Origin of the sequence: Halomonas aestuarii (genome assembly GCF_001886615.1) — a bacterium.
Lineage (GTDB): Bacteria > Pseudomonadota > Gammaproteobacteria > Pseudomonadales > Halomonadaceae > Halomonas > Halomonas aestuarii.
The window spans coordinates 3,080,370-3,100,924 of the sequence record NZ_CP018139.1 but is presented as its reverse complement, the minus strand read 5'-3'; the positions used below and the strand labels follow the sequence as shown (position 1 = coordinate 3,100,924).

Annotated in this window: 18 protein-coding genes; 9 read left to right on the top strand and 9 right to left on the bottom strand. The window is 68.8% G+C overall.

All coding sequences use genetic code 11. From position 1 onward, the window contains the following. Window positions 1-5: 5 nt before the first annotated feature. From urtB to BOX17_RS14390, 5 genes are all read right to left on the bottom strand, one after another. Window positions 6-1,604 (bottom strand): urea ABC transporter permease subunit UrtB, encoded by a 1,599-nt coding sequence (gene urtB / locus BOX17_RS14410; RefSeq protein ID WP_071945697.1) that lies wholly within the window; start codon window positions 1,602-1,604, stop codon window positions 6-8. A 117-nt stretch (window positions 1,605-1,721) separates the two neighbouring features. After that, window positions 1,722-3,023, bottom strand: a complete 1,302-nt coding sequence (gene urtA, locus BOX17_RS14405; RefSeq protein WP_071945695.1) for an urea ABC transporter substrate-binding protein — start codon at window positions 3,021-3,023, stop codon at window positions 1,722-1,724. A 325-nt stretch (window positions 3,024-3,348) separates the two neighbouring features. After that, entirely contained in the window at window positions 3,349-4,875 is a 1,527-nt protein-coding gene (locus BOX17_RS14400; RefSeq protein WP_071945693.1) for a tripartite tricarboxylate transporter permease, read from the bottom strand. After that, window positions 4,875-5,327: a tripartite tricarboxylate transporter TctB family protein gene (locus tag BOX17_RS14395; RefSeq protein ID WP_071945691.1), complete on the bottom strand. Its 453-nt coding sequence runs from the start codon at window positions 5,325-5,327 to the stop codon at window positions 4,875-4,877. Before BOX17_RS14395 ends, BOX17_RS14400 begins: the two co-directional genes overlap by 1 nt. Continuing rightward, a complete protein-coding gene (locus tag BOX17_RS14390) occupies window positions 5,327-6,313 on the bottom strand; it encodes a Bug family tripartite tricarboxylate transporter substrate binding protein (RefSeq protein ID WP_071945689.1) in 987 nt (328 codons plus the stop codon). The genes BOX17_RS14395 and BOX17_RS14390 overlap by 1 nt, the downstream gene beginning before the upstream one ends. Before the next feature lie 248 nt (window positions 6,314-6,561). On the opposite strand from BOX17_RS14390, the gene BOX17_RS14385 reads away from it, so the two are divergent. From BOX17_RS14385 to BOX17_RS14370, 4 genes are read left to right on the top strand one after another with little or no spacing between them, the layout of a single operon-like run. Further along, complete coding sequence (locus tag BOX17_RS14385; RefSeq protein WP_071945687.1) at window positions 6,562-7,176, top strand: helix-turn-helix domain-containing protein; 615 nt, start codon at window positions 6,562-6,564, stop codon at window positions 7,174-7,176. Then, window positions 7,173-7,835: a response regulator transcription factor gene (locus BOX17_RS14380; protein ID WP_071945685.1), complete on the top strand. Its 663-nt coding sequence runs from the start codon at window positions 7,173-7,175 to the stop codon at window positions 7,833-7,835. Before BOX17_RS14385 ends, BOX17_RS14380 begins: the two co-directional genes overlap by 4 nt. Then, entirely contained in the window at window positions 7,832-9,229 is a 1,398-nt protein-coding gene (locus BOX17_RS14375; RefSeq protein WP_071945683.1) for a sensor histidine kinase, read from the top strand. Before BOX17_RS14380 ends, BOX17_RS14375 begins: the two co-directional genes overlap by 4 nt. Then, window positions 9,226-10,308, top strand: coding sequence for an ABC transporter substrate-binding protein (locus tag BOX17_RS14370; protein WP_071945681.1), 1,083 nt, complete (start codon window positions 9,226-9,228; stop codon window positions 10,306-10,308). Before BOX17_RS14375 ends, BOX17_RS14370 begins: the two co-directional genes overlap by 4 nt. A 19-nt stretch (window positions 10,309-10,327) precedes the next feature. On the opposite strand, the gene BOX17_RS14365 is transcribed toward BOX17_RS14370, so the two are convergent. The 3 genes from BOX17_RS14365 to BOX17_RS14355 all read right to left on the bottom strand — a co-directional run bounded on the left by BOX17_RS14365 (window position 10,328) and on the right by BOX17_RS14355 (window position 13,266). Then, the gene (locus tag BOX17_RS14365; protein WP_071945679.1) at window positions 10,328-10,714 is read right to left on the bottom strand and encodes a septal ring lytic transglycosylase RlpA family protein; all 387 of its coding nucleotides are present in this window, start codon (window positions 10,712-10,714) and stop codon (window positions 10,328-10,330) included. Between the two features lie 49 nt (window positions 10,715-10,763). Continuing rightward, window positions 10,764-11,645, bottom strand: coding sequence for a uroporphyrinogen-III C-methyltransferase (gene cobA, locus BOX17_RS14360; protein ID WP_083582180.1), 882 nt, complete (start codon window positions 11,643-11,645; stop codon window positions 10,764-10,766). 160 nt (window positions 11,646-11,805) lie between these two features. Then, the gene (locus BOX17_RS14355; RefSeq protein WP_071945677.1) at window positions 11,806-13,266 is read right to left on the bottom strand and encodes a sodium-dependent transporter; all 1,461 of its coding nucleotides are present in this window, start codon (window positions 13,264-13,266) and stop codon (window positions 11,806-11,808) included. 436 nt (window positions 13,267-13,702) lie between these two features. Here BOX17_RS14355 and cfa point away from each other — a divergent pair, with 436 nt between their 5' ends. Both cfa and BOX17_RS14345 read left to right on the top strand, forming a co-directional pair. Then, entirely contained in the window at window positions 13,703-14,854 is a 1,152-nt protein-coding gene (gene cfa, locus BOX17_RS14350; RefSeq protein ID WP_071945675.1) for a cyclopropane fatty acyl phospholipid synthase, read from the top strand. A 240-nt stretch (window positions 14,855-15,094) separates the two neighbouring features. Continuing rightward, a complete protein-coding gene (locus BOX17_RS14345; protein ID WP_071945673.1) occupies window positions 15,095-16,009 on the top strand; it encodes a GGDEF domain-containing protein in 915 nt (304 codons plus the stop codon). Here BOX17_RS14345 and BOX17_RS14340 read toward each other — a convergent pair. Beyond that, window positions 16,006-16,659 carry a dienelactone hydrolase family protein gene (locus tag BOX17_RS14340; RefSeq protein WP_086830833.1) on the bottom strand — a complete coding sequence of 218 codons (654 nt, stop codon included), beginning with the start codon at window positions 16,657-16,659 and terminating at the stop codon, window positions 16,006-16,008. The genes BOX17_RS14345 and BOX17_RS14340 overlap by 4 nt on opposite strands. A 157-nt stretch (window positions 16,660-16,816) precedes the next feature. On the opposite strand from BOX17_RS14340, the gene BOX17_RS14335 reads away from it, so the two are divergent. From BOX17_RS14335 to BOX17_RS14325, 3 genes are all read left to right on the top strand, one after another. Next, window positions 16,817-18,778 carry a RecQ family ATP-dependent DNA helicase gene (locus BOX17_RS14335; protein WP_071945669.1) on the top strand — a complete coding sequence of 654 codons (1,962 nt, stop codon included), beginning with the start codon at window positions 16,817-16,819 and terminating at the stop codon, window positions 18,776-18,778. A 217-nt stretch (window positions 18,779-18,995) separates the two neighbouring features. Next, on the top strand, window positions 18,996-19,334 hold the full coding sequence (locus tag BOX17_RS14330; protein WP_071945667.1) for a 4a-hydroxytetrahydrobiopterin dehydratase: 339 nt from the start codon (window positions 18,996-18,998) through the stop codon (window positions 19,332-19,334). Next, complete coding sequence (locus tag BOX17_RS14325) at window positions 19,335-20,522, top strand: amino acid aminotransferase (protein ID WP_071945665.1); 1,188 nt, start codon at window positions 19,335-19,337, stop codon at window positions 20,520-20,522. Window positions 20,523-20,555 lie beyond the last annotated feature (33 nt).

Genomic DNA, 20,555 nt, shown 5'->3' with positions numbered 1-20,555 from the left:
GCAAATCAGCCCTCCGCCGCCCGGCCCTTCTGCGGAAAGAGTCCGCGGGGGCGCTTCTGGATGAACAGGATGATGAAGACGAGCACCAGGATCTTGGCCAGCACGGCACCGGCCCAGGGCTCGAGGACCTGGTTGATCACGCCCAGCGACAGCCCGGCCACCAGGGTGCCCCAGAGGTTCCCCACCCCGCCGAACACCACCACCATGAAGGAGTCGATGATGTAGTTCTGGCCGAGGTTGGGCCCGACGTTGGTCAACTGGGAGAGCGCCACGCCGGCGAGCCCCGCCACCCCCGACCCCAGGGCGAAGGTCATGATGTCCACCCGGGTCGCCCGGATGCCCATGGCGCGGGCCATGGCACGGTTCTGGGTCACCGCCCGCACCTCCAGGCCCAGCCGGGTGCGCCGCATCACCAGCATCAGGCCGGCGAAGACCAGCATCGCGAAGCCCAGCACGTAGAGGCGGTTCAAGGTCAGCGACAGGCCCTCGTTGATCATCAGCGAGCCGCTCATCCACTCCGGGGTGACCACGGTGCGGTTGAGCGGCGAGATGACGGTGCGCACCAGCTGCTGGAGGATCAGGCTGACGCCGAAGGTGGCCAGCAGGGTCTCCAGCGGTCGGCCCTTGAGGAACTGGATGACCCCGCGCTCGATGGCGATGCCGGCCAGCGCCGCCACCAGGAATCCGGCGGGAATCGCCAGCAGCAGCGCCAGGCCGGGCTGGCCGGGCAGCAGCTGCTGCATCGCCCAGGTGGTATAGGCGCCTAGCATCATCAGCTCGCCGTGGGCCATGTTGATGACCCCCATCACGCCGAAGGTGATGGCCAGGCCAATGGCCGCCAGCACCAGCACCGAGCCCAGCGACAGGCCGAAGTAGAGGGTCTCCAGGCCGCGGTTGAGCCTGAGCTTCTGGTCGATGCCGGCGAGCGCGGCCTCGGCAGCCTCGGCGAGCGCGGGATCGTCGCTTCGCGCCGCCGAGCTCAGGGCCGAGCGGACCTCGCCGTTGAGGCTGCCGGCCAGGACATCGACCGCCGCCACCTGGCCCTGCTCGAGGCGATGGATCGCCAGCCCCTGGGCGAGCAGGCGGGCGACCTCGGCATCCCCTTCGGCCTCGAGCAGGTCCTGCAGGGGCGCCACCATGGCCTCGTCGACCTGCCCCAGCAGGTCGCGGGCCGCCTCGCGGCGGGCCCCCACGTCATCCACCCGCAGGTCGAGCACGGCCAGGACACTCTGCAACTGGCCGCGCAGTGAATTGTTGATGCCGATGCGGTCGAGCTCGCGGCGCGACATCTCGCCGAGGTCCTCTCCGGTCAGGGCATCGACCACCGGCCAGTTGCGGCCCCGGTTCTCGAGCACCACGACGAAGCGCCCGCTCTCCTTGTGGCGCTGCAGCTTGCCGCCGAGCAGGGCCTCCAGCCAGTCGCGGCTGCGCGGGTCGCCGCTGTCGACGATGGCCTCGATGGCCCCGCCCATCTGGGCGTAGGAGGCCGCATCGAGGGACGCGAGCAGGGACTGGCCGTCGTCCTCCTGGGCCTGGGCGGTCAGCGGCAGGCAGGCCAGCAGGCAAAGGGCCAGCAGCCGCCTGAGACATGGGGGGATCTTCATGGACGTGTCCTGTGAATGATCGTCGAGTGGCGTGCCGATACCACCGGGCCGACGTGGGCCCGGTGGGTCTGTCAGCGGGATTCCGCGAGGAAGCCCTGGTGATGGTAGGACGACCTCTTACTGGGCCTCGCCGCCACCGCAGCTGCCCTTCACGACGTTGTAGTTGCCGCAGGACAGGGGTGCGCGCCAGTCGCTGATCAGGTCCTTGGAACCTTCCAGGTAGTCGGACCAGGCATCGCCGGCCACGGTGGAGGGGGTCTCCCAGACGATGGAGAACTGGCCGTTGTCCTGGATCTCGCCGATCAGCACCGGCTTGGTGATGTGGTGGTTGGGCATCATCGCGGCATAGCCACCGGTGAGGTTGGGGACGCTGACGCCGATGATGGCGTCCTTGACCTCGTCGACCTCGGTGGTACCGGCCTTGCGCACCGCCTCGGCCCACATGTTGAAACCGATGTAGTGGGCTTCCATGGGGTCGTTGGTCACCGCCATGTCGTCGCCGGTGTACTCGATCCAGGCGTCGATGAAGTCATAGTTGGTATCGGTGTCGACGCTCATGAAGTAGTTCCAGGCGGCGAGGTGCCCGACCAGCGGCGCGGTGTCGATGCCCGTGAGCTCCTGCTCGCCCACCGAGAAGGCCACCACCGGGATGTCGGCGGCGTCGATGCCCTGGTTGCCCAGTTCCCGATAGAAGGGCACGTTGGCGTCGCCGTTGATGGTGGAGACCACCGCGGTCTTCTTGCCCTCGCTGCCGAACGCCTTGATCTCGGAGACGATGTTCTGCCAGTCGGAATGACCGAAGGGCGTGTAGTTGATCATGATGTCCGCATCGCCCACGCCGTGACCCTTGAGGTAGGCCTCGAGGATCTTGTTGGTGGTGCGCGGGTAGACATAGTCGGTCCCGGCCAGCACCCAGCGCTCGACGCCCACCTCGTTCATCAGGTAGTTGACGGCGGGGATCGCCTGCTGGTTGGGCGCCGCCCCGGTGTAGAAGACGTTCTCGGAGGACTCCTCGCCCTCGTACTGCACCGGATAGAAGAGCAGGCCATTGAGCTCCTCGACCACCGGCAGCACGGACTTGCGCGATACCGAGGTCCAGTTGCCGAAGATCACGTCGACCTCCTCCTGGGCCAGCAGCTCGCGGGCCTTCTCGGCGAACAGCGGCCAGTCGGAGGCCGGGTCCACCACGACGGCTTCCAGCTGGCGACCGAGCAGGCCGCCATTCGCGTTCTGCTGCTCGATGAGCATCTCGACGGTGTCCTTGAGCACCGTCTCGCTGATGGCCATGGTGCCGGAGAGGGAGTGCAGGATGCCGACCTTGATCGGATCCTCCTGGGCCATGGCGGGAGCGGCCACCCCCAGGCTCAGGAGGGACGCGGCCAGCCAGCGGGGGGAACGGTAAGTGGATGACGGGATCATGGGATCTCCTTGCGATCGATGTTCTTGTTGATGATGAGTCCAGCGCAGGAGGACATCGCGAGAATGCCTCTGGCATGAACGCGCAAGGGATGTGCCATGTCGCCGAGATGCCGTTTTTTCGACAATCAATCAGTCGGTTGGGCGCGGGCGAAACGGGGGGCGATGCCGCCCCCAGGCCATCTTCTGGTGCAGGCGCCCCGTCGCGGCGCGCCATGATCGACCGGCCCCATGGTGCAACGCACCGCAATGGGGCGAGACGGCCAGACAGAAGACGGGGGCGCCGGCCAGGCCGACGCCCCCGCGGGGCCGGGAGGACACGGGAGGGCTAGTCGCCTTCCGGGTTGCCCGTGCCGGTCGCCACCGTCATTCGACGACGCAGGATCGGACCGATGAGGTAGGGCAGGATCAGGCCCAGGCCGGCGAACACCCACAGGCCGATGGCCAGCCCGCTGTCCCACAGGATGGTCCAGTCGCCGTCGGAGATGTCCATGGCATGGCGCAGGTTCTTCTCCATCTCCGGCCCCAGCAGCAGGCCGAGGATGACCGGCACCAGCGGGATCTCCAGCTTGCGCAGCACATATCCCCCCACGCCGAAGGCCACCATGAAGTAGAGGTCGAAGGTGGTGTTGCTGATCGAGTAGATCCCCACGAAGGCGATCATGGTGACGACCGGCAACAGGTACATCGGTGGTACCGAGAGCAGCTTCACGAAGATGCCGACCAGCGGAATGTTGAGCACCAGCAGCAGGAAGTTACCGATCAGCAGCGCCGCGATCACTCCCCAGACGACGTCGGCGTGCTGGGTGAACATCAGCGGCCCAGGCGTGATGTTGAGCGAGATCAGCAGTGCCAGCAGCACGGCGGTGGTCCCGCTGCCCGGCACGCCGAGGGTCAGCATGGGCACCAGCGCACCGCTGGACGCGCCGTTGTTGCCGGCCTCGGGCCCGGCCACCCCGCGCGGGTCGCCCTGGCCGAAGTAGCCCTTCTTGCCCACGACCTTCTTCTCGAGGGTGTAGCCGATGAAGCTGCCCAGCGACGCGCCGGCCCCGGGCAGGACCCCGGCAATGAAGCCCAGCACTCCGCCGCGCAGGCTCGAGGGCAGGATGGCGCGAATATCGGCCCAGGAGAGCTTGAGCTTGTTGACGACCATCTTCTCCTTGCCGCCGCCGGCGCGCTCCTCGATGAAGAACAAGAGCTCCGAGATGGCGAAGAGCCCGACGATGGCGATGATGAAGTCCACCCCCTCGTAGAGCTCCAGCACGCCGAAGGTGAAGCGCTGCACGCCGGTGTTGTCGATGCCCACGGTGGCGATCATCAGGCCGATGGCCGCGGCCACCACCGTCTTCATCGGGTTCTTGCCGGTGATCCCGCCGAGGGTGGCGAAGGCCAGCAGGAAGAGCGCGAAATACTCCGCAGGGCCGAAGGTCAGGGCGAAGTCGGCCAGCAGCGGCGCCAGCAGGATCAGGCCGATGGTGGCCACCAGGCTGCCGATGAACGAGGCCACCGCGGAGATCGCCAGGGCCTCCGCCGCCTTGCCCTGCTGGGCCATGGGGTAGCCATCGAGGCAGGTCATCATGGCGGGTTCGTCGCCGGGAATGTTGAGCAGGATCGACGAGATGCGCCCGCCGTACATGGCGCCGGCATAGACCGCGGTGAGCATGATCAGGGCGGTCTCGGGGGCGAGCCCCAGGGTGAACGCCAGCGGGATCAGGATCGCCACCCCGTTGGCCGGCCCCAGGCCCGGCAGCGCACCGATCAGGGTGCCCAGGAAGGCGCCCATGAGGGCGAACATCAGGTTGTGCGGCGCCAGGGCGACGCCGAAGCCGTCGATCAGATAGCCGAGGGTCTCCATCAGCTCACCTCCAGGAACGAGAGCAGGCCCAGCGGCAGCGCGAGGTCCAGGGCGAAGTTGAACACCAGGTACACCACCAGGCCGGAGACCGCCCCGACGAGGTAGGCGCGCGGCGGTCGCGCGCCCATGCGCCAGCACAGGGTGCCGACGGCCAGGGCGGTGCTGATGATGAAGCCGAGCGGCTGAAGCAGCATGGCGTAGAGCACCAGCACCACCACGGCGATGACCAGCTCGATGCCGGTCCGGCTCCAGGGCCAGGCGTTGTCGGGGTCGGGCCTGACGATCAGGTAGAGGCTGGAGAGGGCCAGCACCACGGAGAGCAGCAGCGGGAAGGTCTCGGGACCGACGGCCTCACTGCCGCCGAAGGGTTCGGGGAGTTGCGTGGCGCCCCAGCCGTACGCGACGGCCAGGACGATCATCAGCACTCCGAAGATGCGGTCGTTGAAGGTCATTACTGGATCAGCCCGATGTCCCTGGAAAGCTGTTCGATGTCATCGATCTGGTCGGTGACGAAGGTCTCGAACTCGCCGGCGCTCATGTGGAAGGGCATCAGGCCATTGTTGGTCATGACGTCCTGCCACTCCTGGCTCGCGTAGATGGTGTCCATGGCATCCACCCAGTACTGCTTGGCGTCATCGGAGATGTCGGCGGGCATGTAGAAGCCGCGCCAGTTGGGGCCGATGGCATCGATGCCCTGCTCCATCGCGGTGGGGATGTCGTTGAACTTCCCCGGCAGGCGCTCCTCGGAGAGCACGGCCAGCACGCGCAGGTCACCAGATTCCATGAAGCCCTGGGCCTCGGAGATGTCGCCGGTGAAGGCATCGACGTGCCCCCCCACCACCTGGGTCATGGCCTCGCCGCCGTTGTTGTAGGAGAGGTAGGCGATGCGCGGCAGGTTCTCGACGCCCGCCGCCTGGGCGGCGATCAGCACCTTGAGATGGTCCCAACCGCCCTTGGCACTGCCGCCGGCGAACTTGATGCTGCGCGGGTCCTCCTTGAGGGCCTCCATCATCTCGGGGAGATCATCGATCTCGGAGTCGTCGGACACGGCGATGACGCCATAGTCCGCGCCCAGGGCGCCGATCCAGTTGACCATCCCGGCGTCCATGCCCGGGAACTGCCCCTGGGCCAGGCGCGTGGTGGTGGCCGTGGAGGCCGCCACCAGCAGCTGGTCGTCGCCGGCCCGCTTGCTGACGGTGTGCGCATAGGCCACGCCACCACCGGCACCGGCCATGTTGATGGTCTGGACGTTGCCGGGCACCAGCTCGAGGTCCTGAAGGACCTGGCCTACGCTACGGCAGGTGAAGTCCCAGCCGCCGCCCGGATCGGCGGGTGCCAGGCACTCCACCTTGCCCTCGGGCTCGAAGGCGAAGGCGGATGCGGCGGTGGTGGCGAGCACGGTGATGGCTACCAGCTGGATGGGTCGCTTGAGAATCATGGCGGGCGTTCCTCCTGAGATCAGGCGTCTGTGAGGCCTGTGTGATTGTTCGCTTGCGGAACCTGTCATCCTTCCTTACAATTCTGTAAGGCAGAATGCCGTTCCTCAGGATGGAAAGTTAGGCGCGGCGTCGGGGGTCGTCAACGCCCGGGCGCCCGATTGCGACCAAAGTTCAACGCCGTCGCATGACGATGGCATGGGGGCGCGAAGCCCCCTGGACGACAGACCGAACGGAGGCTGGATCCGCGATGGCACAGGACCGCGTCGAGGCCGTGGAGCGCGCACTGACGGTGCTGGAGGCCTTCGACTCCCCGCAGGAGCACTTCACCCTGGCCGAGCTGGCCCAGGTCACCGGCTACTACAAGAGCACCCTGCTGCGCCTGCTGGGGTCGCTGGCCCGCTTCGACTACGTCCAGCGCGACGAGCACGGCCGCTGGCATCTCGGCCACGCCCCCGTGCGCCTGGCCCGCCGGCATCTCCCCGGCCGGCACCTGGCGACCCGGATCCAGCCCCTGCTGGCACGCCTCGCGGCCGAGTGCGGCGAGACCGCCACCCTGTTCGAGGTGGAGGACGGGGTGGCGGAGTGTCGCCTGGTCACGCTGCCGGAGGCCTCGCTGCGCCATGACCTGCAGCCGGGCGACCGCTGGGCGGTGACGGATGCCCGCGACCCCCGGCCGGCGCTGCCCGGCGGGACCATGGTATGCGAGGCGCTGCCCGGTGACGCCCTCGAGCCACCGATGTGGCTGGCCCTGTCGGGACCCGCCGGACGCCTGGACAGGAGACGGGCCAGGGCGGCCCTGGTGGATGCCCTGGCCTCGCTGGCGGCCGGTCCGGGAGGTGACGCCAGGGAGACGAGCCCATGACGCTGCTGCTGGTGGAGGACGATGCCCTGCTGGCCGAGACCCTGGCCGACGCCCTGCGCCTGGAGGGCCACGAGGTCCGCCACCTCGACGACGGCGAGACGGCACGCGCGCGGCTCTCGGACCCGGGGCACGGCGTCGCGATGGTGCTGCTCGACCTCAACCTGCCGGGCTGCGGCGGACTCGAGGTGCTGCAGGCACTGCGTCGCCACGATCGCGACACGCCCGTGCTGATCCTCACCGCCCGCGGCGCCGTGGAGGACCGGGTGCGCGGGCTTGACCTGGGCGCCGACGACTACCTGGCCAAGCCCTTCGCCCTCGACGAGCTCGAGGCCCGGGTGCGCGCCCTGCTTCGGCGCCGCACCCCGACGACGGAGCTGACGGTCGGATCCCTGGTGCTGGACACCCGGCACCAGCGCTTCACGCTCGAGGGGGAGCCGCTCGCCCTCCCCCCGAGAGAGCAGCGCCTGCTCGCCTGCCTGATGCAGCATGCCGGCGAGCCAGTGGACAAGGCCCGCCTCGCCGAGGAGGCGTTCCAGGGAGCCGCCATGGGGGACAACGCCATCGAGGTCTATGTCCACCGGCTGCGCAAGCGGCTCGGCAGTACCGGCCCGGCCCTGCGCACGGTGCGCGGCCTCGGCTACCTGCTGGAGGCCGTGTGAAGCGCGGCGACAGCCTCTATCGTCGCCTGCTGGCCTGGCTGCTGCTGCCCCTGCTGATACTCGGCAGCCTGATCCTGCTGCAGGCCTGGATCGAGGCGCGGCGCACCTCGGACCGCGCCTTCGACCGGCTGCTCGAGGCCGCCTCCCTGGCCATCGCCGAGCAGGTCCAGTGGCAGGACGATCGCCTGTGGCTCGACCTGCCCCCGGCCGCCCTCGACATGCTGGCCACCGATGCCGAGGAGCGGGTCTTCTACAGCCTGGTCGACAGCCGTGGCCGCCTGATCACCGGCAATGCCGAGCTGCCGGGCGATGCGCGCGAGAAGGCGTCGGACGACGACACCCTGCTCTACCGCGACATCGACTGGCAGGGCCTGTCGCTGCGCCAGGGAGTGCGACGCACGCGACTGGAGGACTGGCAGCTCCGGGAACCCTTCGAGGTGCGCGTCGCCCACAGTCGCGAAGGGCGCGATGCCCTGGCCGCCGAGCTGTGGCGGGCCAACCTGGCGATGATCCTGGCCATGGCGGCGCTGGCGATCGTGGCGCTGCTGCTGGCGATCCGTGCGGCCCTGGCCCCGCTGACCCGACTGCGCCGCGCGATCCGCCGCCGCGACCCCCGCACCCTCGCGCCCCTGGAGCTGCGCCTGCCCCGCGAGCTCGCCGAGCTGCGCGACACCGTCAACGAGCTGCTCGCCAGGATGCGCCGGGTGCGCACTAACCAGGAACGCTTCATCGGCGACGCCTCGCACCAGCTGCGCACGCCGCTGGCGGGGCTGTCGGCCCGGGCCGAGCTCGCCCTGCGCCAGGACGACCCGGCCCGCTGGCGGGAGGCCCTGGTCGCCATGCAGGCCACCAGCACCCGCACCGCCCGACTGGCGATGCAGCTGCTGTCGCTGACCCGCCTGGCCAACCCGGAATACCGGCCCGCGCTCGAACCGCTGGCGCTCAACGCCATCGCCCGGGAGGCGGTACGCGAGCACTGGTCGGCCTGCCGCCGTGCGGGAGTCGACCTGGGCGTGGAAACCGCCGCGGAGGACGTCGAGGTCCGGGGCCTCGACTGGCAGCTGGCCGAGGCGATCGGCAACCTGATCGACAATGCCTGCCGATACGGGGCGAGCCACGTCACGGTGAGGGTCGGCGAGGCACCGCCGAGCCTCACCGTCGAGGACGACGGCCCGGGGATTCCCGCGGAGCGGCGGCGGCTGATGCTGCGCCCCTTCCACCGCGACCGCGAGGACCTCGAGGGGTCCGGCCTGGGCCTGGCCATCGTCGACGGCATCGCCCGCGCCCACGGGGCACGCCTCACGCTCTCCGAGGGGCCCGACGGCCGCGGGCTTCGCGTTGCGCTGTCCTTTACCGGAGGCCCCCCGATGAACCCTCCAGGAGACGCCCCATGACCGCCCTCTCCCGCTGCCTTCGGCGCGGCCTGCTGCTGCTCGTGCTGGCGGGCCCCGCCGCCCTCGCCGACGAGACCCTGCGCTACCCCGCCTCGCCCGGCGCCGGGCCGGACGCGGCGCTGGTGATCCATGGCGCCCTGGACCTGCCCCAGGTGCGCCCGCTGCTGGACGCCTTTCACCGCGACCATCCCGACCTCGCGATCCGCTACCACAACCTGACGACCCTGGCCCTGCACGAACGCTTCCTCGAGGCGCCCGGGGAGGCCGACGTGCTGATCTCCTCGGCCATGCCCTGGCAGTATCGCCTGGCCAACGACGGCCATGCCCAGACGCTGGAGACCCCGGAGGCAGAGCGCTGGCCGGCCTGGGCCCGCTGGCGCCGCGAGCTCTTCGCGTTCACCTTCGAGCCCATCGTGATGGTGGTGAACGAGACGGTCATCGAGCGCTTCGGCGAGGTCAGAAGCCACGCCGACCTGCTGGGGCTGCTGGAGCGCCACGGCGAGGCACTGCGAGGCCGCGTGGTGACCTATGACCCGGCCACCAGTGGCGCGGGCTACACCTATGCCATCGAGGAGTCGCGGCTCTCGCCGCGCTACTGGGAGCTGGTGGCGGCGCTGGGCGGCGCCGAGGCCGACCTGGCGGGCACCACCGGGGAGATGCTGGAAGGATTGATCGAGGAGCGCTATCTGGTGGGGTACAACCTGCTGGGCAGCTATGCCCGGGACCGTCTGGCCGACCAGCCGCAGCTCAAGATCGTGGTCCCGGAGGACTATGCGCTGGTCACCCAGCGCCTGGCTCTGGTGCCACGCCTGGCGCCCCATCCCGAGGCGGCCCGACGCTTCCTGACCTACCTGATCGGCGAGAGGGGACAGACGGTGCTGGCGCGGGACACCACCCTGGGCGCGATCCACCCGGCGCTCCGGGGGCCGGGCACGGCGGGGTCGCTGCGACGGCTAAGGGGCGATGCCCTGCGACCGATCGGCCTGGGCCCCGGCCTGCTGGCGACCCTGGACGACCTGAAACGGGAGGCGTTGCTGACGCGCTGGCGGCGCGAGTTCGCACGACAGGAGCGCCGCTGAGAGGCAGCCGGCGGTCGGCTCAACGGACGTAGGAGATCTCCACCGGCACGGTGCCACGCTTGAGCATGCCGAGTTCCTTGGCGGCACGCTTGGACAGGTCGATGATGCGCCCCTTGGCGTAGGGACCGCGGTCATTGATCAGGACCTCGACCTCGCGACCGTTGTCCTCCCGGGTCACCACTACCCTGGTGCCGAACGGCAGGGTGGGATGGGCAGCCGTGAGGGCCTGCTGGTCGAAGGGCTCGCCACTGGCCGTGGTGCGGCCCTGGAAGCGGTCGCTGTAGTAGGACGCGATGCCCTGCTGGGTCTTTGCCGTCTTCTCGTGGGCCTGTCCGTCGCCGGCACAGCCGGACAGCAGCAGCCCGGTCAGGCAGCAGGCCAGAACATGTCGGGAGCGAATCCCCATGCGGTCACCTCATGACTTACCGTGTTGCGCCGACTCGCGGGTCCAGCGATCAGGCGCCATGGTCGGGGGCGGAGGGCGTAGGGTGCTTGCCCTGAAGCCAACCCGAGCTGATGGCCAGTTCCTGGTCGAACCAGGCCAGCCGGTCATGCAATCTTACGACACTGCCGACGATGATCAGGGTCGGCGGTCGGATAGTAACCACTTCGCCTGTCGGCGGCAACCTCGCGAGGGTCCCGACGTGCACCCGCTGGCGCGCCGTGGTGCCCTGCTCGATCAGCGCCACGGGCGTCTCGGGGGCCAGCCCATGCTGCTGCAGCTGCTCGCCGATCAGCGACAGGCTGCCCAGGCCCATGTAGAACACCAGGGTCTGGCCGGCACCGGCCAGCGTCGGCCAGTCCAGGTCGCTGCTGCCGTTGCGCAGGTGGCCGGTGACGAAGCGCACCGACTGGGCATGATCGCGATGGGTCAGCGGAATGCCGGCATAGGCCGCACAGCCCGAGGCCGCGGTGATGCCGGGCACCACCTCCACCATGATGCCCGCCTCAACCAGCGTTTCGAGCTCCTCGCCGCCACGACCGAAGATGAAGGGGTCGCCGCCCTTGAGCCGCACCACGCGCCGCCCCGCCCTGGCCCAGTCGACCAGGGCCTGGTTGATGCCGTCCTGGGGCACGCTGTGCCGCGAGCGCTCCTTGCCGACATAGAAGCGACTGGCCTCGGGCCCGGCCAGGGCCAGGATCTCGTCGCTCACCAGCCGGTCGTGGAGTATCACCTCGGCGGCCTGGAGGCGCCGCAGTGCCTTGAGGGTGAGCAGCTCGGGGTCTCCCGGGCCGGCACCGACCAGGCTGACGCAGCCCGGGGGAAAGGCCGAGACCGCCGGCAGCCGCAGCGAGGCCTCGGGCCGATCACCCCAGCGGGCGGTAGCGGTTTTCATATTCCAATATCTCCAGAACTTTGCGGCAACTTATGCATTATAGTAATTACGGGTCGCCGCGGCTACCACCCTCCCCTCGACACGGGCGACACCCGAAGGCCCGACATGGCGTCGCCCCCGGGGTACGGGGGCGACGCAGGTGCTCCGGGAAGCCTTCCCCTCAGGGACAGAGCATCCGCCGCAACCGTGGACTGGCCAGCTCGCCGACCAGGGTGGCGGCCACGAGGATCGCCAGCAGCCAGGGCCAGTGCCGGCCGAACTCCACGCGGGTGATGCCCAGGGCATCGACGAAGACCATCAGGATCCCCAGCGGGCTGACGTAGCGGACCATGAACAGCCAGAGCGCATGCCACACCGGCGACAGGCCGAGCTCCTCCCGGAAGGTCTCGTGCTTCAGCACGAAGCCGGCCAGCATCACCATGCCCAGCCCGCCCAGCGGCATCATCCAGCGCGAGGTCAGGTAGTCGAGCCAGCCGAAGAGGTGCCTGCCGGCCAGGGTCCAGTCGGCGCCCACGTTGAAGGAGAGCATCGCCAGGGTACTGACCAGCCACAGCACGAGGCCGGTACCCCAGGAGGCGCGACGCCGCGAGAGGCCCTTGTTGTCGCAAAGCCACGAGACCGTGGCCTCGACCATGGAGATCGACGAGGTCAGCGCGGCCATGGAGAGCATCACGAAGAACAGGACGCCGAACAGGGTCCCCAGGGGGATGGCCTGGAAGGCCAGCGGCAGGCTCATGAAGATGAGCCCCGGCCCGCTGCTCGGGCTCATGCCGTTGGCGAAGATCACCGGGAAGATCGCCAGCCCCGCCATCAGTGCCACCACGGTGTCGGCCAGTGCCACGGAGAGGGTCGTACGGGCGATGGAGGTCTTCGCCGGCAGGTAGCTCCCATAGGTGAGGATGGCCCCGGAGGCCAGCGACAGAGTGAAGAAGGCGTGGCCCAGCGCGGCCAGCATGCCCTCGCTGGAGAGGCGACCGGCATCGAAGGAGAACAGGAAGCGGACCGCCTCCATGAACCCGCCGGAGAAGATCCCGAAACCGATCAGCACCAGCAGCATCAGCACCATGCCGGGCATCATCCAGCTGACGCTCCTCTCGATGCCGGCCTGGACGCCCTTGCCGACGATCACCATGGTGGCCACCGTGACCAGGGTGCTCCAGAACCCGAGGTTCAGGGGGCTCTGGTTGTTGGCATCGAAGATCGCCGCCATCTCATCGACGCTGGAACCGTCGAGTCCCCCGGAGAGCATCTTCCAGAGGTAGGAGAAGGACCAGCCCGCCACCACCACATAGAAGGACAGGATCAGAAAGCCGCACAGCATGGCCATCCAGCCGAGCAGTGGCCAGGCCCCGCCACGGCCCGATTCGGCGGTCACGCGGCGCAGGGCATCGACGGGGCTGCCTCGGCCACGACGACCCAGGGCGATCTCGGTCATCATCACCGGCACCCCCACGGCCAGGATGCATGCGAGGTAGACCAGCACGAAGGCCCCGCCGCCGAACTCCCCGGTGATGTAGGGAAATTTCCAGATGTTGCCCAGGCCCACGGCTGAGCCTGTCGCCGCCAGGATGAAGCCCCAGCGGCCGAGCCACTGGGTACGGGGTTGTGCGTTCGTCGTCATATCACACCAGGGTCACGGACGTTCTTCCGACACCGCGAGGCATCGGCATCTGGCGTTCATTGTGACGGATTTTGTCGTGTTTTGGCAGGCTGATGGTCGATCGTGCTGCAGGGAATCGCCATTGCCTGCCGAACACATGACGTAGCGGCGTGGAGGGACGCCATCCGCCCCGAAGTGCCACCACGCCGCCGCGCTCGATCATCGGCTGCCCGCAGGCAGACCGCCCCGTAGGGCAACACCGAGCCCTCCGGCCCCATGAGCACGACGCATGAGGGATTGACACCGATCATGGATGGCATCTCTCCGGACGGCATGAACGCCTTGAAAAGACATGAGTCACGTGAGCTGGTCTATGCTGTCATGCAACAGTGACACTGCGGCGTGAGCGCGCAGAGCGCTCGTCAGCCTGACTGCCAACACGAGACCAGGAGGACTCATGACCAGTGACCCCCGTATCGGCCCGATCGCCCTGCCCGATACCCGGGCGAGACGGGTCGTCGAACGACTGCTCTCGGGTTCAGGCGTCACGCTCAACGGTGACGCGCCGCAGGATATCCGCGTGCTGCACCCCGACTTCTTCTCGCGAATCCTGCGCCAGGGCTCCCTGGGGCTGGGCGAGTCCTACATGGAAGGCTGGTGGGAGTGTGAACGCATCGACCAGATGGCCACACACATGCTGCTGCATGGCCTGGGGCAACATGCCCACACACCGTCGGAGCGGCTCATGTACCGTCTCCAGGCGGGCTTCCTCAACCTCCAGAGCAAGACCCGGGCCTACATGGTTGGCGAGGTCCACTACGACCTGGGCAACGACCTCTTCGAGCGCATGCTCGATGACACCATGTGCTACTCCTGCGGCTACTGGAAGGAGGCCGATGACCTCGCCGGTGCCCAACGGGCCAAGCTCGAGCTGGCCTGTCGCAAGCTGGACCTGAAGCCGGGCATGAAGGTCCTCGACATCGGCTGCGGCTGGGGCAGCTTCGCCGAACATGCGGCACGCCACCATGGCGTCGAGGTCACCGGCATCACCATTTCCAGGGAGCAGGCGGCACTCGCCCGGGAGCGCTGCGCCGGCCTGCCGGTGGAGATACTGCTTCAGGACTACCGTGATCTCGACGGCCTCTACGACCGCATCGTCTCCATCGGCATGTTCGAGCACGTGGGGCACCGCAACTATGGCACCTATTTCGAGACGGTGAAGCGCCTGCTGCCCGAGGATGGCCTCTTCATGCTGCACACCATCGGGGCCAACCGCTCCGAGATCTCGGCGGACCCCTGGATCCATCGCTACATCTTCCCCAACGGCGTGCTGCCCTCGGCAATGCACATCGCGCGCGCCAGCGAGGATCATCTGCTGATGGAGGACTGGCAGAACTTCGGCCCGGACTACGACAGGACGCTGATGGCCTGGCTGGCGAACGTCGACGCCCACTGGCACGAGCTCGCCCCGCGCTACAACGAGCGAACCCGCCGGATGTTTCGCTACTACCTCTCCGTCTGCGCCGGGGCCTTCCGCGCCCGCCACCTCCAGCTCTGGCAGGTGGTCTTCTCCAAGGGGCGTGCCGGTCGCTACGATGCACCGCGCTGACCCCCGGCCGATGGCGAACCGCGAGCGCCTTCCCACCCTCCACCGCTAGCGGGCACCGCCCCCGGGTAGCATCGCCTCCCCCGCCGGCCATCGCCGGCCCCGGGGTGGGTAGGCAGGCCCCTGCCGACGCTGCATACTGTGCCCGCCGGGCGGCGTCGAGCGACCGACACCACCCCGCGGGCAACACCCATAACGAAAATGACACGACCTGTACGCAGCAGGGATACCAAGGACACCCGCATGCCCTCCAACGATGTCCTGGCGGGCGGGGAAATGCCGCAATCACGGTGGATCCTCGATCTGACCGAGCAGTTGCCTGGCGTGATCTTCCAGTTGCATCGCGCACCGGACGGCCACATGCACTTTCCCTACCTGGCCGGGAGCGGCACTCGGCTGACCGGCATCGATCGGCACGACCTGGCGCGCGATGCCCTGCCGGCCCTCGAGCGCCTGGCCGAGCCGGACTACCCGCGGCTGATGGCCGCCATCGAGCGTTCGGCGCGTTCGGCCACCCCCCTCGCCACCACCTTCCGGCTGCGCCTGGCCGATGACGAGACGTGCTGGATCGCCCTGCGCGCCCAGCCTCGCCGGGTCGACGGCGGCACCCTCTGGGTCGGCCTGATGATCGACATCAGTGAGCAGATGGCCGAGGAGGAGCGCCTGCGCCGGCTCTCGGACACCGACGACCTGACCGGGCTGGCCAATCGTCGAATGCTGATGAAGCGCCTCGACGAGGAAATCTCGCTGAGCAACCGACACGGTCTGCCGCTGTCGCTGATGATGCTCGACCTCGACCATTTCAAGGCCATCAACGACACCTGGGGCCACCTGCAGGGGGATCAGGTGCTCCGTGACCTGGCCGGCCTTTGCCAGCAGAGCCTGCGCGAGGAGGACCTCGTGGCCCGGCTCGGCGGCGAGGAGTTCGCGATGCTGCTGCCGTTGACGCCCGAGAGGCACTGCCGGCAGCTGGCGGAACGCCTCTGCCAGAGCATCTCAGCCCATGATTTCGGCTTCGGGCCTGGCCATGTCACCGTCAGCATCGGCATCACCGAACATCGCATCGGGGATGCCCGCGACATCCTCATCCAGCGGGCCGACGACAGCCTCTATGCCGCCAAGCACGGCGGACGCAACCGGGTGATGGCCAGCGACTAGCCGGCGGGTCCGAGGCGATCGAGAAACCACCGCGCGGCATGGGCCTCGACCCGTTCCAGGGTGCCGGGCTCCTCGAAGAGGTGGGTGGCGCCGGGCACGATGAGCAGCTCGCGAGGACAGCACATGCGCGCCATGGCCTGCTCGTTGAGCTGGATGACCTGGGTGTCATCGCCCCCGACCAGCAGCAGGGTCGGCGCCCTCACCCGCGCCAGGGCCTCCCCGGCGAGGTCGGGTCGCCCGCCTCTCGACACCACGGCCTGCACCCGCGCCGGTTGCTCGGCCGCCGCGATGAGGGCCGCCGCGGCCCCGGTGCTGGCCCCGAACAGGCCGATCCCGAGCCCCCGGGTCTGGGGCGCCTCGGCGACCCAGGCCACCGCGCCGCTCATCCGCGACCCGATCAGCGGGATGTCGAAGCGCAGCGCCCGGGTGCGCTCGTCGATCAGGCTCTCTTCCGCCGTCAACAGGTCGAACAGCAGGGTCGCCAGGCCCTGTTCGGCCAGGTGGCGTGCCACCCGGCGGTTGCGGAGGCTGAAGCGGCTGCTGCCGCTGCCGTGGGCGAACACCACGATGCCCGCCGGGGCCTCGGGCATCAGCAGGTTGCCCTCCAGGGCGACACCGGACGTCTGGATCTCGAGATCATGCTCGGTCATGGCCATGCTCCCTCCCGGCCCCGGCCAGTGTGACGGGGATACCCGAAGTATAGTGGCATCGTCGACCGGAGCGTCCGTCGGCGGACGCGAGGCGCCCGAGGGCGTTATACTGGACGAATCCTCAGTGAATCCCCGACGACGCGGCAGGGAGTGCCCCATGATCCAGCAGACGCTAAAACAGGTCTTCGGCTATGACGACTTCCGGCCGGGCCAGCGCCCGGTCATCGAGGCCATCGTGGGCGGCCGCTCGGCGGCGGCCATCTTCCCCACCGGCTCCGGCAAGTCGCTCTGCTACCAGCTGCCGGCCCTGCACCTGCCCCACCTGACCCTGGTGATCTCCCCGCTGCTGGCCCTGATGCAGGATCAGCTGGCCTTCCTGGCACGCCGCGGCATCGCCGCCGCCAGCCTCGATTCCGGACAGAGCCGCGAGGAGGCGTCCGCGGTGATGGAAGGCGTCAAGCGAGGCGACATCCGCATCCTGATGGTCTCCGTGGAGCGCCTCAAGAACGAGCGATTCCGCGCCTTCATCCGCCGCGTGCCAATCTCGCTGATGGTGGTCGACGAGGCCCACTGCCTCTCCGAGTGGGGGCACAACTTCCGGCCGGACTACCTCAAGCTGCCCGCCTACCGTCGAGAGTTCGCCATTCCGCAGGTCCTGCTGCTCACCGCCACGGCCACGCCGAGGGTCATCGAGGACATGCGCAGCCGCTTCGACATCGCTCGTGAGGATGTCACCGGCACCGGCTTCTATCGCGCCAACCTCGACCTGGCAGTATCGCCGGTACGGGCCGCCGATCGCCCGCGCCGACTGGTCGAGTGGCTGCGGCCGCGGTTCGAGCAGGGCCCGCCGGAGTCCACCATCGTCTACGTCACCCTGCAGCAGACGGCCGAGCGCCTGGCTGCCTACCTGGCGACCGCCGGCCTGCCGGCGGTCGCCTACCACGCCGGGCTGGACGGCGAACGACGCGACGCGATCCAGCGAGACTTCATGGCGGGCCGCACCCCCTGCATCGTGGCCACCATCGCCTTCGGCATGGGCATCGACAAGGCCGATATCCGCAACGTGGTGCACTTCGACCTGCCGAAGTCCATCGAGAACTACAGCCAGGAGATCGGGCGTGCCGGCCGGGACGGCCTGCCCTCACGCTGCCTGATGCTGGCAGGCCGCGACCATCTCGAGGTGCTGGAGAACTTCGTCTACGGCGATACGCCGGAGCGGCACGGCATCCGCCGGGTGGTCGACGAGCTGCGTGCCGCCGGGCGCGAGTGGGAGCTGATGCTCAACACCCTGTCCCGGCACAGCAACATCCGCCCCCTGCCGCTCAAGACCCTGCTCGTGCAGCTCGAGCTTCGCGGCATCATCGCGCCTCGCTACAGCTACTTCGCCGACTACCGGTTCCGGCTGGCGGACGACCCCGAGACGCTGGTGGGACGCTTCGAGGGCGAGCGCCGCGCCTTCGTCCAGGCGGTGCTCGAGGCCTCGAGCCGTGCCCGCACCTGGTACACGCTGGACTTCGCCGCCCTGGACGCCCTGGGCGCAGAGCGCGGCCTCGACACCCGACGCACGCGCGTCATCACCGCCCTGGAGTACTTCGTCGAGAAGGGCTGGATGACCCTGGAGAGCAAGCAGATGACCGAGGTCTACGAGGTGCTCGCACCCGACCCCGACCCCGCGGCGCTGACCGATGACCTCTTTAGCTACTTCCGCGACAAGGAGCGCGCCGAGATCGAGCGCCTGCAGGCCATGCTCGCGCTCTTCGAGAGCGACGACTGCCTCAGCCGGCGACTGGCCGACTGGTTCGGTGATGCCCGTGCCCCCGAGCGCTGCGGACACTGCTCGGCCTGTCGTGGCCAGGTGGCCCACCTGCCGCCCTCCCCGCCGACCGCCCCCCTGTCGACCCAGGATATCGACGCCCTGTGCGCCCCCCTCCTGCAACGCCTCGCCGAGGCCGGCGAGGGCCACCCCGCCACGCCGGACCTGGTGACGCGTTTCCTGTGCGGGATCACCACGCCGCTCTTCACGCCCCTGAAGGCACGCCGGCTACCGGGCTTCGCCGCCCTGGAGGGGTACGCCTATGGCGAGGTGCGCGAGCGGGTCGCCGAGCGCCTGGCCGCCTGACCGCGACACGTCATCTCCCGGCCACTCGACGAGGGGCTTGACGACCCGACCACCCTGCACGACCTTTCTGGGCAGGACACCCCCTGACAGGGCGCATCGCGCCCTGTCAGGGGTGAGTTCTCGCCGTCTCCCGCCCCGTGTCTGCGCCGTGCATAGGCCACCGGCCGATACCGCGAGCCCGCGACGCGGGCGACCTTCCCGACGACCAGGAGGCACCATGAGCCAGCTTTCCGAACAGCCCTGCGAGGCCTGCCGCTGGGACGCTCCCCACGTGACAGAGACCGAGATCGAGCGGTACCGGACGGAGATCCCCGAGTGGCGGATCGTCGAGCGCGATGGCATCATGAAGCTAGAGCGGACCTTCACGTTCCGCGACTTCGGGCAGGCCCTCGACTTCACCAATCGCGTCGGCGAGATCGCCGAGGGGGCCGGTCATCATCCAGCCCTGCTGACCGAGTGGGGCAAGGTCACCGTGACCTGGTGGTCGCACGAGATGAAGGGCCTGCACAGGAACGATTTCATTCTTGCCGCCAGAACTGACGAGGTAGCGACATAAATGTTCGAGAAAATTGAGCGGGTTCCCGGGGACGCCATCCTCGGTCTGATCGAGGCCTTCAAGAAGGACACCAACCCTCAGAAGGTCGATCTCGGCGTGGGCGTCTACAAGGACGACCAGGGCAATACCCCGGTGATGCGCGCCGTCAAGGAAGCCGAGGCCCTGCTGCTCAAGAACGAGACCACCAAGACCTACATCGGCTCCCATGGCGCGCCGGCGTACGGCGAGGTGGTGCTGCCCATGGTGCTGGGCGAGGGCTCGCCGGTGCTGGAGGCCAGGCGCGCCAGTGCCACCCAGTCACCCGGCGGCACCGGTGCCCTGCGCCTGGCGGCGGACTTCATCGCCAAGGAGCTGCCCGGCAAGGACATCTGGGTCTCCGACCCGACCTGGCCGAACCACCTGGGCATCTTCCCGGCCGCCGGCCTGACGCTGCACAAGTATCCCTACGTCGATGCCGAGAACCGCCTGGACTTCGACGGCATGCTGGGGGCCCTCAAGCAGATTCCGGAAGGCGACGTGGTGCTGCTGCACGCCTGCTGCCACAACCCCACCGGCTTCGACCTGTCCCGCGACCAGTGGCAGCAGGTGCTGGAGGTGCTCCGCGAGCGCCAGCTGCTGCCGCTGATCGACTTCGCCTACCAGGGCTTCGGCGAGGGCCTCGACGAGGATGCCTACGGGGTGCGCCTGCTGGCCGAGAACCTCGACGAGGTGATCATCACCAGCTCCTGCTCCAAGAACTTCGGCATCTACTGCGAGCGCACCGGCTGCCTGATCCTGGTGGCGAAGAACGAGGAGCAGATGGAGAACGTCCGCTCCCAGATCGCCATCGTCGCCCGGGAGAACTACTCCAACCCGCCGGCCCACGGCGGCGCCATCGTCAGCGAGATCCTGCACTCCGCGGAGCTGGCCGCCACCTGGCGCGAGGAGCTTACCGAGATGCGCGATCGCATCAACACGCTGCGTCGTGACTTCGTCGAGGCCCTGAAGCCCTATGGCCTGGACCAGAAGTACGCCTGCGTGGCGGAGCAGCGCGGCATGTTCTCCTACACCGGCCTGACGCCGGAGCAGGTCGACCGCCTGCGTGACGAGTTCGGCATCTACATGGTGCGCTCCGGCCGCGCCAACGTGGCCGGCTTCTCCCACAAGAACCTGCCCTACCTGGCCAAGGCGATCGCCGCGGTCAACTGATCCGGCCTCCCCTGGAACCGACAACGCCCGGGC

Bases quoted from the DNA above. Each gene is read 5' to 3' on its own strand.
- BOX17_RS14390 (WP_071945689.1), bottom strand. From the start codon at position 6,313: ATGATTCTCAAGCGACCCATCCAGCTGGTAGCCATCACCGTGCTCGCC.
- BOX17_RS14330 (WP_071945667.1), top strand. From the start codon at position 18,996: ATGAGCCAGCTTTCCGAACAGCCCTGCGAGGCCTGCCGCTGGGACGCT.
- BOX17_RS14345 (WP_071945673.1), top strand. From the start codon at position 15,095: ATGCCCTCCAACGATGTCCTGGCGGGCGGGGAAATGCCGCAATCACGG.
- BOX17_RS14335 (WP_071945669.1), top strand. From the start codon at position 16,817: ATGATCCAGCAGACGCTAAAACAGGTCTTCGGCTATGACGACTTCCGG.
- BOX17_RS14400 (WP_071945693.1), bottom strand. From the start codon at position 4,875: ATGGAGACCCTCGGCTATCTGATCGACGGCTTCGGCGTCGCCCTGGCG.
- cobA (WP_083582180.1), bottom strand. From the start codon at position 11,645: ATGAAAACCGCTACCGCCCGCTGGGGTGATCGGCCCGAGGCCTCGCTG.
- BOX17_RS14380 (WP_071945685.1), top strand. From the start codon at position 7,173: ATGACGCTGCTGCTGGTGGAGGACGATGCCCTGCTGGCCGAGACCCTG.
- cfa (WP_071945675.1), top strand. From the start codon at position 13,703: ATGACCAGTGACCCCCGTATCGGCCCGATCGCCCTGCCCGATACCCGG.
- BOX17_RS14340 (WP_086830833.1), bottom strand. From the start codon at position 16,659: ATGACCGAGCATGATCTCGAGATCCAGACGTCCGGTGTCGCCCTGGAG.
- BOX17_RS14395 (WP_071945691.1), bottom strand. From the start codon at position 5,327: ATGACCTTCAACGACCGCATCTTCGGAGTGCTGATGATCGTCCTGGCC.
- urtB (WP_071945697.1), bottom strand. From the start codon at position 1,604: ATGAAGATCCCCCCATGTCTCAGGCGGCTGCTGGCCCTTTGCCTGCTG.
- BOX17_RS14365 (WP_071945679.1), bottom strand. From the start codon at position 10,714: ATGGGGATTCGCTCCCGACATGTTCTGGCCTGCTGCCTGACCGGGCTG.
- BOX17_RS14325 (WP_071945665.1), top strand. From the start codon at position 19,335: ATGTTCGAGAAAATTGAGCGGGTTCCCGGGGACGCCATCCTCGGTCTG.
- urtA (WP_071945695.1), bottom strand. From the start codon at position 3,023: ATGATCCCGTCATCCACTTACCGTTCCCCCCGCTGGCTGGCCGCGTCC.
- BOX17_RS14355 (WP_071945677.1), bottom strand. From the start codon at position 13,266: ATGACGACGAACGCACAACCCCGTACCCAGTGGCTCGGCCGCTGGGGC.
- BOX17_RS14370 (WP_071945681.1), top strand. From the start codon at position 9,226: ATGACCGCCCTCTCCCGCTGCCTTCGGCGCGGCCTGCTGCTGCTCGTG.
- BOX17_RS14385 (WP_071945687.1), top strand. From the start codon at position 6,562: ATGGCACAGGACCGCGTCGAGGCCGTGGAGCGCGCACTGACGGTGCTG.